Here is a 13,114-nt window from a genome sequence, read left to right on the forward strand (position 1 = left end):
AAACGCCATCCATGTTCGAATGCAACCGATGTGCCTTACCGACCTCCTTAGTGTTAGTTGTAACACTATGTTTCTGCCAAGCCGCGCATGGACAGAATACACAATCACAGACTGGGGCGCGGGATTGGAATTTCAATCTCTCGGAATCCCTCTGGAAGGATCAGATTGTCCGCAAGACTTCCCTGACGATTGGCAATCAACCTCCGGTTAAGTCGGAAACGACTCAATCGCTTTGGACCTCAATTACCGGGTTGGCCTTTGAATCGTCGACGAACCGATTTAATGTGACGACCGTGGTCCGTCGAGTAAGGTACGCCATTGTTCTGCCAGGTAGCGAAGAAGTTGTGTTCGACTTGGCCTTGGATGACGAGGAAGAAGACGCCCCTGACACGTTACCTTTCGTGCGAAAGGACATGGAGGAGGTTTTAGGCCTTCGAGGCTACTTTTTTGTATCGAAGAATGGGGACGTATCAGATGTCACGTTGATCAAGAATCGGGATCGTTCTTCAGGCGGCCGGGGCCTGAATGCCGGATTACCGAGCTTAGATGCGATTACCGGCAATTCCTCTCGCCAACCCGCATCCCGTTTCCAGGCTCAGCTTGAGCGGAGGTTTAAACTCGTCGACCAGGGGAATGCCTGGGAAGTGCAAGAGACCTATCTTTCGGGCGATAAGAACTTAGGATGGCAGGTCGATATTACCTGGCAATGCAATGCTAAGGGGATGATCGATGCATCGACTGAGGAGATCGCATTGCAATGTAAACAAATAACGCTCACCATGCCGTCGGAAGACATTGGCGAAATGTCGGCTCCAATTCCCATGACGCTTATTTCAGGCACAGGGACCATTCATTTTGATCATTCTGTCGGACAGATAGCCGCATTTACCAAGGAGATTGAGTTTTCTGGGGAAATAACTCTGAACAATAAGTCACTGCCAAGCGGATCAATCGTGGCTCGTGTCGAATGCGATTGGTCGCATTCTGCCGAGAACCAGATACTACAGCGACCGGTTCAAAGGCCGGTTTCCGTTCCCAGTTCGCCAATGTCGACGGGCAATGTCAATCCATAGTGGTCTCATACCGAGGTCACTTGCTTTCGATTGTCTGCATTCTTCCGGCGGGCAGACGTTAAACGCTTTTACTCCACATTGGTAGGGCAGGCCAAATGGCTCCTTTTGCATCAGAGGCAATTGATGCTTTTGGTGCGTGAAGCCAAGTAGATTCTGTGACACACTGCTAGCAGCGAGTGGGATTTTCCGACGTTCTTTGAAATCGCAAGTGCTTGCGCGAATTCAGGTAAACTCCGTCGTTCAGGTAGGACGATTTTCTTAGGGGAGGCATTGTGGTCCTTTCCCATTGGTCTGGACCGCTCTTCACGTGAAGCGATGCTTGCGGATATGATCTCCGCGACACGCTCCCAGTTCTCAAGGATCGAGACTGCTGCACGGGTTCAAGGAATGAGACCCTCTTTTCAAAAGATTTGGCTAGTTGCTGTATTCGCCCTGGTTGCGACCGGGAGTGCTATGGTCCGAGCGGATCAGGCCACCGACCAATATCGGATCGCCTCGTTTCACTACGCCAGGGGTGATTGGCAGCAAGCGATCGACGCATTCGATCAATTCCTGGCTCAGCACCCTGATCATTCGCAGGTAGGCGTCATTCACTTCTACCGCGGTGAGTCGCTCGTTCAGTTGTCGCGCAGTGAGGAAGCGCTGCGTGCTTACACGCTTTTCCTGAGCAAGCTGCCGCAGCACAGCTTCGCCGAACATGCTGAATTCCGAGTCGCCGAATGCTACTTTCTTTCTGGCCAGTACGAAGCGGCCAAGAACGCATTTCAAATCTTTCAAGGTAAGTACAAGAACAGCAAGCTGATTCCTCACGCCTATCCGTACCTCGCTGAGATCGCGAGCAAAGAACAGCGTTGGGACGAAGCGATCCTGATGTACGGTAAGTCGGTCAAAGAAGCGACCACACCAAACATGACGATTGAATCCCGCTTGGGGCTGGCTCGGTGCTACGGTCAAACAGGCGACTGGAAGGAAGCGGGGCTCACTTACGAACAACTGCTGATCGATTTGAAGGACCATCCCGGCAAGTACGCCGCAGGTACGATCGCCCTGGAAGCAGGCATCGCGGAATTCAAGGCCGGAAACTACCGCAGGGCCGTCGATCGCTTTGAATTGGCCGCCAAGCAGCAGCCCAAGCTTGACGAGCAAACCAGCTTCTGGATTGCCAAAACTTACTACCAGGTTCGCGACTGGCCCAATGCGGCCGAGCGACTTGAGCAGCTTAAAGCCAACCAATCCTTGCCGGAATTCCAGGACGAAATCCATTACTTGATGGCGAAGATTTCGCTCGCTCAAGGCAGCGCCGATGATGCCATTGCCTTGTTCAACGAACAGATCGAAAGCTGGCCGGAATCTTCGTGGACCGATGAGGCCCTCTACCAGTTGATCACCATTCACCTGGATGGCAATGACATGGACGCGGCGCAGGCGGCCTGGCAGCAGTTGTCGAAACGCCCGCAGCCGAACTCGCTGACCATTCGTGCTCAGATGAGCCTGGCTGCCCATCTGCAAACGCACGACGCCCACGCCAAAGCCCTCGAGGTTCTGCAATCGGAGTTTCCTCAGGTCGAAGCGAAGGTCGCCCAGGCAGATCGCCGGAACTACTTGACGGCCGTTTCTCTATTTGCCTTGTCGCGAAAGGAGGAAGCGAAGCAGCTTCTTGAGTCTTCCGAATCGATGCCTGCGGGACCGTACCGCGGCATGTCGCTCATGCTGTTGGGGCTGATCCATAGTCAAGATGAAGAGTGGACCAACACGGTCGACGTGCTGGATCGCTCGCTGCAGGATCTGACTGCGACCGAACATCGCAACCTGGTTCAACTTCGCCGCACGACGGCCCTGCTCCATTGCGACCGGGTAAAAGACGCGAAAGAGGCCTGGAGCCAGGTCGATCGTCGACAGATCGCCACGACGACTTACTTGAATGAGGTGTCGCAAATCGCGGGGGCCGCTTACCGAAGTGGTGAGATTGCCTGGGCGAAGACGCTTTACCAGGAGTTGGCTGCCCAGGACAACCCAGAGAAGTTCGTCGAGCAAGGTCTGGCCGGTTTGGCCTGGTGCCAGTTGGCGACCTCCGATGCGGCCGCCGCCACGAAGACCCTCGATCAGCTCCTTGAGAAGAACCCCAACAGTGCGTTGGCCGTGGGGGCGATGTACCAACAGGCCCAACAGATGGAAGAAGTTGACGTCGAATTGGCCATCGGACGCTACCAACAGTTGGCTGCGCATCATCCTCAAGACCCGCTGGCGGCTCACGCCAAGCTCCGATGTGCTTCGCTTCTCGATCAGCTACAGCGAGACGCCGAGGCGGAAGCCATCCTGGTGGAACTGACCGAAAGCAAGCCAGATGTGCTGCCAGCGGAAGATCTCTGGTACCGCCTGGCCTGGGTTCGCATCGACCAAAAGAAGCAGGACGAAGCGATCGAGGCGTTCGAGCAGATCCATCAAAGGTTCCAGGATAGCGACCTGTGGGAAGACTCGACCTACCGCATCGCCGAGGCCGCACTTAGTGCCGGTGACATCGAAAAAGCCCGAGAGTACCTGAAAAAGCTGCTAGAGAAAAAGGGACAGAGCAAGGTCGCCATGTTTGGCCGCTACATGCTCGGCCAGGTCGAAGTACATGCCGGAAACTGGCAGGCTGCGATCCCGCACATGGACGCCGTGGCCGAGCACGTCGCCGACGAACCACTACACAGCATGGCCATGTTCTGGGGTGGCGAAGCTCGCTTTCGCAGCGAGAAGTTCGCCGAAGCCAAGACCAAGTTCGAGCAGATGCTGACCGACAACATGGGCCGCGATTTGGAAAGCTTGCCGATTGCTGAAATGCGGCTCGCCCAGATCTTCGCGCATCAAGACGACTGGGAAGCCGCCTACCAGAAGGCGTTGGAAATCGAAAACCATTACCCCAACTTCGCTCAGGCTCATGAGCTTGATTATCTGATGGGGCGATGCCTGGCCCGTCAGGGAGAGTTCCAGAAGGCCCGCGCTGCCTACCGCAAGGTGACTCAGTCGCCGACCGCCGCGCAGGGGGAAACGGCCGCGATGGCTCAGTGGATGATTGGCGAGACCTACTTCCATCAAAAGAACTACGATGCGGCTGTTCGGGCCTACGCCCAAGTCGCAACCAATCACGAAGCCTTCTCGAAGTGGAAAGCGGCCGCTCTGCTGCAGATCGGCAAATGCCGCGAGATTCAAGAGAACTGGGAGAAGGCCACGCAGTACTACACGGAAGTAAGTACTGATTTCGGGGACTCGCCTTTTGCCCCAGAGGCGGAAACGCGTTTGAGCGTCGTGCGACAACGCACACAGCAAGCTCAACGGGAAGGAACAAGGACCAAGTAAATGATCAGTCATGGGGTAGAATGGATGCTCACCTCACACGTTCGCCGTTCGCTGGCTTATGGTGCGCTGCTGACCATCGTTTGGGGATGTATGGCCTCGAGCCTACTGGCGCAAGGAGCGGTCGAACCGGCTCCTCTTCCGCCAGGTCTGCCGACGCTCAGTGAAGATAGTCCTATCCCGACCAAGAACCTGCTGCAGGTCTTTCATGACGGTGGACTGCTGATGTATCCCATCGCGCTTTGCTCTTTCATTCTGCTGGTCTTCGTCTTCGAACGTGCCATCAGCCTAAGGCGCGGTCGCGTGATTCCACGCCCTTTCGTCAAGCGTTTCATCGAGCAGGTCAAGGATGGTCGCATCGACCAGGATCAGGCTCTTGCCCTGTGTGAAGAAAATCAAAGCCCCGTCGCGGAAGTCTTTGCGGCAGCCGTGAAAAAGTGGGGACGCAGTTGCGTGGAAGTCGAACAGGCAATTCTCGACGCTGGAGAACGCGTCACGTCGCGGCTTCGTCAGTACCTGAGATTGTTCAACGGCATCAGCACGATCAGTCCTCTGCTGGGATTACTCGGCACGGTGCTCGGCATGATCAGTGCGTTTAACGCGATTGCCGCCAACGGAGAAGCAGCCGGCCAGCGAGAACTTCTGGCCAGCGGCATCAGCCAGGCACTACTCACCACGGCAGCCGGGATGACGGTCGCCTTGCCGGCACTGATCGCCTACTTGTTCTTCTCGGGCCGGGTCGATCGCTTGATCATGGAGATCGACTTGCACAGCCAGGAAGTCGTCAACGCGATTGCCTCGGACGGCTGGAAGGATAAGAAGAAGTCGCCATCACGGCGTGCATCACGTTCCACCGCGAAAGCGGCCTAGTCACACCCACCAGGGAGACGGTCATGCCGCTGAAGACGCATAACGAAGAAGCCCCGGCGCTGAACCTGACGCCGATGATCGACATCCTTTTCCTGTTGATCATCTTCTTCATGGTCGGATCGAAGTTTACCGAGATGGAACGCTCGGTCGACCTGGACGTGCCGCAGGTAAGCGACATGGGGGCGCTGACGGCCGCACCTGAAAAGAAGGTCATCAATATCTTTCGCGACGGCCGGGTGATGCTTGGCACGCAAGAGGTCAACCTGGAAGATCTCAAGGCACACTTAGCCGCTTCTCAGGCCGAATACCGGGACCTAGGGGTTCTCGTACGTGGCGATAGTGACGTTCCCTTTCAGCAGGTTGCTACGGTGCTGACGACTGTCCGGCAGGCAGGCATCGCTGAGATGGCCATTTCGGTCCGCCTATCCAACGAGCGGAGGTAGCCGATGCCAGCCGCTTCGTTCGCACTGATCGCGGAGCTGAGTCAATCGACCTCGCAAGTTGTTTGGGGCGTTCTTTGGGGTGGCTTGGCGTTTATCACCTTGTCGCTGTTGATCCTCATGCAGACGCGTTGGGGTCAGGCACGGCCCGTGTCGAAATGCGTCGTGCTATCGATCTTTGCTCATTTGCTGCTGATGACCTATGCCCAGGTAACCGATCTGTTCGCCCCGGCCGGCGTCGGCAATTCAGCCCCGGTCAACATTCGCCTGAGCCAGATCGACTTTCAAAAGGAGGATCAGTCCGAATCCAATAAAGAAGTCAAACCGTGGGACCAGTTGGCCATGTCCCCTGCCCCGGTCGAAGGTTTGATGACGCCGCTCGAACGGATGGAGATGCCGACGCCAGACATGCCGGTTCCTCCCATGCCGCAGCCGCCGATGCCGAGCCTGCAGCAGCGTCCCTGGGACATCCCTCAGCCGCAACTCCCACCTCAGCAAGTCGTCGAAAACACAATCCCGGCGACTGGGCCGCAGCCAGAACTTGAGATGACGCCTAGCCCTGTTTCGGCCAAAGAAATGGCGGCCCCCATGCCTGCCGCGGCGACAGCCCAGGTCGAGAAACAATCGTCCCCCATGCCAATGCCTCCGCTTGATCGCATGGATCGGACCATGCCACAGATTCGCAGCGCCCCGCTGCCGACCCAAGTGGTGAGTGATCCGTCGAACGATGTGCAGATGCTGCGCGACACGGCGACAAACCCCGATTCCGCGGATGCCCTACCTGGCGAGCGAGACCAGCTTCAGGCCTCGACAAACCAGTTAGAAGCAATGGCCCGAAGCCAACGCCCTCAGCCAAGTTCGACCGCACTCGATGCGACGCTGGCTTCTCTGCATGGAAACCAAATGCAAGATTTGTGGGCCAGCCGGATGGCGGCTCGGAATCTGCCACTTCCCCGCGCCACACGCACGCGGATGGATGCTCAGCCGCTGCCGCTGATCATGCAGGCTCGCGTGGTCGAGGACTCAGGGGCGTGGATCGAAATGATGGGGGGCTCGAAGGAGATCGAGCCGGCAGTGAACTCGGCACTCGATTGGCTGGCCGCCAACCAGGAGGAGGACGGCCGCTGGGACGCCGTCGCTCATGGTGCCGGTCAGGAAACCAAGGTCGCCGGTCACGATCGCCAAGGGGCCGGCAACAATGCCGACATGGGCATTACCGGTTTGGCGACGCTCGCGTTCTTGGGTAAAGGACATACTCACCTGGAAGGCAAGCACCGGGAAACCGTTCAAAAGGCGCTGGAGTACCTGGTCAATCATCAACATCGCGACGGCTGCCTGGGTGGTCAGGCCGGCACTTACGCCAAGATGTATTGCCACGCGATGGCCCTCTTGGCGATCAGCGAGGCCTACGCGATGACCAAGGACGAACGTATTCGTCCGTTCCTGGATCGGGGCCTGGCCTACACGATCACGGCGCAGCATCCGCGCATGGGTGGTTGGCGGTATCATCCCGGCGATCGCGGAGACATGAGCCAATTCGGCTGGCAGGTCCTCGCGCTGCATAGCGCCGCACTATCGGGCATCGAAATCGACAAAACCACGCGCGACCTGATGACGCGGTTTCTGGATGATTCGTCGGCCGGTCCATCCAAAGGACTGGCCGCCTATCGTCCTGGTGAGAAAGCGAGCCCGACGATGACGGCCGAAGCACTGACGTGCCGTTTCTTTTTAGGAATCGAGAACTCGCCGAAGCAGATTGAAGAAGCGTCCGAGTTCGTCATGCTGAACGAACCCAACCGCGACGACATCGATCTTTACTACTGGTACTACGGAACATTAGCCATGTACCAGATGCAGGATGAATCGTGGCGGCGCTGGGCCAGCAAGCTTCAGCCGAAGCTGCTCGACTCGCAGGTTAAGGGGGGCGAATTCTCCGGAAGCTGGGATCCAAAGTGTCGCTGGGGGGGCTATGGTGGCCGTGTCTATTCGACCGCGATGGCGGCATTGTCGCTGGAAGTTTACTTCCGTTACTTGCCTATCTACCGCGATTTCGAGGCCGAAGAGCCCCGAGTCGCCGAAAAACCGTCACCATCGGTAGCAATTCCCCGCTACTAAGCAGGTTGTGACAAATTGAGACCCTTTGACATCGGGACTGGTCTGCATAGAATAGAGAGTCGGAATTCAATCTAACACGTTCCGTTTTTTATCTTGGGAACCGCACGAGTTTGGTTCTGGTTAGACCCACCCGGGTGCTGACTCGCTTTCGCCGACTTGTTTGCGTGTATTTTCAATGCTCTGAATTTGAGTGTGAGGATATAGCATGATCGGTATGAATGATTTAGCGTTGGTTGGCTTTGGTATGCCCGGGATCCAGGAAATGATTATTATCCTGGCGATCTTTTTGCTGCTGTTTGGTTCGACCAAGCTGCCTGGTTTGATGCGTAGCATGGGCCAGAGCGTGAACGAATTCAAACGCGGAATGAACGACACGTCGGACGACTCGGCCGACCACGACAACAGCGAATCGCCCAAGGCGTAACTTGCGGTAAGTCGTAACGATTCATTTTCAAGCAAATTACACGGCAGCGTCGTTCTGGGACGTTGCCCGATGGAGTGAAACATTCACGCAATGTTGCATGAAATAGGAACATCGTCGGCGCTTCTCGGTTTCTTTGGCGGGATGGGCATGCAAGAGATGGCGATCATTGGCGTCATCGCGATCCTGCTGTTCGGTAAGAACCTGCCTGGCGTGGCCAAAACGTTCGGGAAGTATTACGGCGACTTCAAGCGGGGCCTCTCCGACATCCAGTCCGAGTTTCACAACGCGACAAGGGAGGTTGAGGATTCTTCGAGCAGCGGGTATAGTTCCAAGAGTTCGCCCGCTCAGTTCGATGATTACGACGACTTCGAAGAGGCCAGTGCTCCAAAATTCGAGCCGCCACCTCAATCGTCGACGCCGGAGAAATCGGAACTTACCTGATTCAGGCGAACCTTTTGGCCCACACGTCCGACCTATAACAAGGGACTACGTCGGTCAGAAATCTGGGGCGATTAGCTCAGTTGGTTAGAGCACTGTCTTCACACGGCAGGGGTCGTTGGTTCGAATCCAATATCGCCCACTTTTTACATCTTTCAGGCCAAAGGCCAGCCCCAAGACGAAAGGGCTGGCCCACTCCACACAATTGCTTGTTTCGCAAAACTCGGCTTGCTATTGGGTTGTTTTCGCCAGTTTCTTTTTGACTTCCGACGACAATTTTTTGGCACTCCGCTTAACTCTCTCCTCGCTTTCCAGAGTGGAGAATTGCTGGAGATTCGCCGCTTCTTGCATCAGGCCTTCACGCTCCAGGCCGATGGTAAGTTGCTGCAAGACATCTTGGTACTTGCCTGTTTCGGCGATTTTATCCAGCGTGGCAACCAGTTCGGCCTTGGCTATCCCTGGCGGCGGTTTAGACGCTTCATTTCCCCAAATACCGCACCCGGAAACCAGTCCGAGGCATCCCACTAGTATCATCATTCGTAACACGTTTGCATTCCCTTTGAAAATGGTTCTGCCAGTCCCCGTTTCAGCCTGGCGGCTTTTACCTATTCTTTGTCCCTATTTAGAATGAGCCGAGAACTTTTCCGTCCGAAATGGCTCCCAAGTTTTGATAGGTTGGTCCTTCGATCGTCTCGGCAATGAATCGCCCGGAGCCATCTCCCAGCAGAAACAGTGCGCCGCCAGGATGAGCACTGGTGAGGTTAAAGTTTCCGGCAGTCCCATTGATGGAATAGTAAGCACTGTTAGTGACAATCGCGTTGTTGTAGTAGTATTCGCCATTGGTCGTCCCACCGATCCACAACGTCCCTTTCTTAATGTAGCCGGCACCGGAAAGTTGGACGGTACTTCGCTCGCCCACGAACACTGTATTGCTGAGACCATCGATGATGTCTCGAAACTTGGTTGGTGAGTTGTCGTAGAAGGTTCCCGATGGAGTCGTAGTGGCTGAGGAGATATAAGCATTTCCTCCGATCCCGGTGTAGTTCGACTTGCCGTAACTGTGCAGGTTTGTGTTGATGCCAGGGGAAGGATCGGACGGGCAAATAAACGCATCGACAATCGTCTTGGCGTACGGATCGGGAACCGCGGCCGTACCGGTCGTCATTTCGGCAAGCGATGACCACTTCTGATCAAATGCTCCGACGGCTTTCATGGAATCATGCAGCGCTGACTGCTCCAGAAAGGGAAGGAGAAAGACTCCCCACCCCAGCAGATTTCGATTCGTCGAATCGGCGTATGGATCGTCGTCGATCCAGCCTGGAGGCAGGACCTTAAACGTGTCATGATAGTTGTGCATCGCCAAACCAAGTTGCTTCAAGTTGTTATTGCATTGCGTCCGACGAGCAGCCTCGCGTGCCTGTTGTACGGCGGGAAGCAACAAGGCGATCAACACGCCAATAATCGCGATCACCACTAGTAATTCAACCAGGGTGAATGCCGACTTGCGGCCGGTAAATTTCTTGTTCATTCTCGTTCCTCTGAGAAAAATAAAAATTGGACGGGTTTCAGGTACGTAAGTTGAAAATCGTAGATTCGTGACCAATCAAACGAGTGAGATCGGCTGGGTGAACGTTCGATCGCTACCATCCTGCTCGTCTGCTTCCACGCGAACAAAAACATGATTTCGAGTCGATCCTTCTCCGGCAGGCAGGGTCCATGAACATTCCATGCCGGTTTGCTCGTGGACAACTCCCTTGGCGGTTACCACACGCAGACTGGAAGGTTTGGTCACCTCAACCGACAACCGGCCGCCAGAAAAATCAATCCGGTTGAGGCAAACCCTGCCAAGCAGCGTTGCGTAAAAGTTGCCGTTTCGATAGGCACGCAAGCAAGCCGCCGGCAACTGGTAGACAGGCGTCTCCTGGGGAACCAGCAAAATATTGCGTCCATGAAACTTCGGGTTGGAGTTGTGTCCGTGATCCGGCACGGCAAAGCCCCAGCAGCGCCGGCCGGTACTCAGCAGCGAATCCCACTGAGTCAGTGACCATCCCCTGCCGTTGATGTCGTGCCCTGTTTGATTCCAGATCTCGATGCCCAAAACGCGCGGATCGAAGTCGAGCAGTTCCTGGGCATGAGCCGCACTCATCCGACTCCAGTGGGGATGATTGATCGTTACGCCTCCTCCATCAGCCACTTCAAGTTCCGCAAACATTCGCTCGAAGGCTTCACGCCAAGGCAAGCCCGTTCCCATAGCGAAGCCGTGCTTGTGCAGTAGGTACCTTCCGCGGACATCGAACGTGCCACTGGCGAACTGGGAACCAACCGCATTGAAATGGCCCCCAGAATCGGTCATCGAATGGTGTTCCGCATTCGGGCAAAGGATCACGTCAGAGGGGATCTGGGAAAAACAAGGCCTTCCTATTTTAAACGGCATCGCCTCTTGCAAATCAGCGGGAAGCTTCTCGTACCATCCGCTTTGGGGATCACGGATGATCTCATTCCAATGGAAGGGCTTCTCCGTATACCCTTTCCCTGTGACCGTGGCGAAATTCTGGCTAACCTGGTATTCGCGTACACGCTCGTCGGGACGGCACGGGGCGGAAGGATAGTAGTTCGAGATGGCCAGGTGTTTTAGTTGGTGGCGGCAGAGCATGTCGAGCGATGTCTGCGAGCGGCAATGGGCATGAGTGACAGAACCGATTTGCCGGCACGCATTCCAATCAATATCCGAGTAAGGTAGGGCCAGTTCGGAACGATTGGCCCCTTGAGCAAATTGACCGTGGACGAGCCCCAAGCCAGTCCAAGCCGCACCTGAAAGAAATGTTCGCCGGGAAGCGTTGGAAGAAAATCTATTCATTATCACTCGTCGTCTGGAAAAACTTCTTATGTGATGTCAGTTTGGTACCCCTTGTTTGGACACCTAATCCCCATGGCTGAATAAAATATCCGTTCCTGTTTTAGAAGTCCAATCGAATCCCGGTCAATCACAGACGATTAACTATCCCTTAATGATAAGGGAATATTTTCGTTTCACATAAGAACTGCTAAATTCTCGGCGAGTCGGCTAATGGATGCCTGTGGCACGCTAGGGAACTACTGAGAGGATTATTTATCCAGTGGGCTTGGAGACAATCGCAAGACGCATCAGGACGTGTCGCGCGGGCCCAATCGTGCGGTATCGAATTTGGGAACTTCAGCAAATCCCCATACGCCTAGAGGGTGGGTATGCGAAAGTGAACAGGGGGTCTTCTAGTGCTCGCTTTGAAGGCGAAAAAACTCCGATTGCAGTTCAAAGAGGAAATAGCCTTCCTTAAAACAGACTTAAGCCACGGCAAGAAGCTATGATACATAACTCGTTCCAAGCCTCACTGCCTAATGAGAGCTTTAAAAAGCAAGTTGGAAAGAGGGTTTGTGAATGGAGCAAGGGCGGGTAACCGGAAAAGAGAAATGAAGTAGCGTCACCGCCCACTCGAAACGGATGCCAGTGGCAATCAGCTTTGATTTCCTAAAACCGCAGCCCCACACCCACGTTACTGAAGAAGTTGGGGGACTGGTCGTTGAGGCCCCAGCCGACTCGGACGCCGATTTCGAAGTCGGGGTTGATCAAATAGTGCACGCCAGGGCTGATGAAGTGTTGGGTGCTTTCCGCTTCGCGTCCTTCGGTGAAGATCCCGAAGTATTCGACGTGTCCTTTCCAACGTTCGCAAAAGGGTACCTTGATGACTGACGAGGGGGCCCAGACGTTGAAGTGGTCTTCTTCCTGGCTGCCGGTGCTATAGCGTAGTGCCGAGTCCCAAACCCAATTGTTGGCCAGTTTCCAGCCCCCGACGTACGTCATTGATAGGCTACTGTCGTTCGCTTCGCCGCTGGTGGGTGTGAAGCCTTGGACGATCAATGAGCCCTCAGGCGTCCAGCCACACTGTTCGGTGAGCAGAAACTTCGCACCGTATAGCAGTGTGCTTTCTCGTTCGAGTTCGGCTTCTTCCTCGAACTGATCCGGGACGTTACCAGAAATCGGATTGCCGGCTCCCCCCACTTCGTAGTTCCAACCCAAGCGAAGTTCGACGTTCTCGGAGATGCCGTATCGCGTGATGATCTCGGGGAAACTGTGGGTCTCTGGGACACCACGGTTGTCGACGATCGAGTAGGCCGATTCAAAGACCATGTATCCGGTTCCGACGACGGATGTCGACGGCGTGAACGAATCGCGATCGGTCTCGATCTCGTCCTCTTCTTCCTCTTCGAGTTCAAATTCCTCGAAGGCGTCTTCGGCGATGCTTTCCATGGGGAATTGCGCACGGCTGACACTAGGAGCAACCGCAATGATTGCCACAAAGGTCCAGAGAATCCATAGGCGAGCCATGAGCGTCATTCCTGCGCAAGCCGAAGTCGAGTCGAAGGGGCACTACGATAGCACC

Annotated in this window: 11 protein-coding genes and 1 tRNA gene; 8 read left to right on the forward strand and 4 right to left on the reverse strand. The window is 55.4% G+C overall.

All coding sequences use genetic code 11. The features are described from left to right. Positions 1 to 11: 11 nt before the first annotated feature. The 8 genes from Pan97_RS11025 to Pan97_RS11060 all read left to right on the forward strand — a co-directional run bounded on the left by Pan97_RS11025 (position 12) and on the right by Pan97_RS11060 (position 8,838). Entirely contained in the window at positions 12 to 1,073 is a 1,062-nt protein-coding gene (locus tag Pan97_RS11025) for a hypothetical protein (protein ID WP_144972468.1), read from the forward strand. Between the two features lie 453 nt (positions 1,074 to 1,526). Then, entirely contained in the window at positions 1,527 to 4,412 is a 2,886-nt protein-coding gene (locus Pan97_RS11030; RefSeq protein WP_165698701.1) for a tetratricopeptide repeat protein, read from the forward strand. Positions 4,413 to 4,436: 24 nt separating this feature from the next. Beyond that, positions 4,437 to 5,279 carry a MotA/TolQ/ExbB proton channel family protein gene (locus tag Pan97_RS11035; RefSeq protein ID WP_196782352.1) on the forward strand — a complete coding sequence of 281 codons (843 nt, stop codon included), beginning with the start codon at positions 4,437 to 4,439 and terminating at the stop codon, positions 5,277 to 5,279. 23 nt (positions 5,280 to 5,302) lie between these two features. After that, positions 5,303 to 5,722, forward strand: coding sequence for an ExbD/TolR family protein (locus Pan97_RS11040; protein WP_144972472.1), 420 nt, complete (start codon positions 5,303 to 5,305; stop codon positions 5,720 to 5,722). Positions 5,723 to 5,725: 3 nt separating this feature from the next. Next, positions 5,726 to 7,834, forward strand: coding sequence for a prenyltransferase/squalene oxidase repeat-containing protein (locus Pan97_RS11045; RefSeq protein WP_144972474.1), 2,109 nt, complete (start codon positions 5,726 to 5,728; stop codon positions 7,832 to 7,834). Between the two features lie 205 nt (positions 7,835 to 8,039). Continuing rightward, positions 8,040 to 8,258, forward strand: coding sequence for a Sec-independent protein translocase subunit TatA/TatB (locus tag Pan97_RS11050; RefSeq protein WP_196782353.1), 219 nt, complete (start codon positions 8,040 to 8,042; stop codon positions 8,256 to 8,258). Between the two features lie 90 nt (positions 8,259 to 8,348). Further along, positions 8,349 to 8,699, forward strand: coding sequence for a Sec-independent protein translocase subunit TatA/TatB (locus Pan97_RS11055; protein WP_196782354.1), 351 nt, complete (start codon positions 8,349 to 8,351; stop codon positions 8,697 to 8,699). A gap of 65 nt (positions 8,700 to 8,764) precedes the next feature. Beyond that, positions 8,765 to 8,838 (forward strand) — tRNA-Val (locus tag Pan97_RS11060). Between the two features lie 89 nt (positions 8,839 to 8,927). On the opposite strand, the gene Pan97_RS11065 is transcribed toward Pan97_RS11060, so the two are convergent. The 4 genes from Pan97_RS11065 to Pan97_RS11080 all read right to left on the reverse strand — a co-directional run bounded on the left by Pan97_RS11065 (position 8,928) and on the right by Pan97_RS11080 (position 13,059). Beyond that, positions 8,928 to 9,242, reverse strand: coding sequence for a hypothetical protein (locus tag Pan97_RS11065; protein WP_144972476.1), 315 nt, complete (start codon positions 9,240 to 9,242; stop codon positions 8,928 to 8,930). Positions 9,243 to 9,318: 76 nt separating this feature from the next. Next, positions 9,319 to 10,224 carry a DUF1559 domain-containing protein gene (locus Pan97_RS11070; protein ID WP_144972478.1) on the reverse strand — a complete coding sequence of 302 codons (906 nt, stop codon included), beginning with the start codon at positions 10,222 to 10,224 and terminating at the stop codon, positions 9,319 to 9,321. Positions 10,225 to 10,299: 75 nt separating this feature from the next. After that, entirely contained in the window at positions 10,300 to 11,553 is a 1,254-nt protein-coding gene (locus tag Pan97_RS11075; protein WP_144972480.1) for a hypothetical protein, read from the reverse strand. 648 nt (positions 11,554 to 12,201) lie between these two features. Further along, positions 12,202 to 13,059, reverse strand: a complete 858-nt coding sequence (locus Pan97_RS11080) for a transporter (protein ID WP_144972482.1) — start codon at positions 13,057 to 13,059, stop codon at positions 12,202 to 12,204. Positions 13,060 to 13,114: the final 55 nt, after the last annotated feature.

The sequence above is a fragment of the Bremerella volcania genome, assembly GCF_007748115.1.
In the GTDB taxonomy this organism is placed as follows: domain Bacteria; phylum Planctomycetota; class Planctomycetia; order Pirellulales; family Pirellulaceae; genus Bremerella; species Bremerella volcania.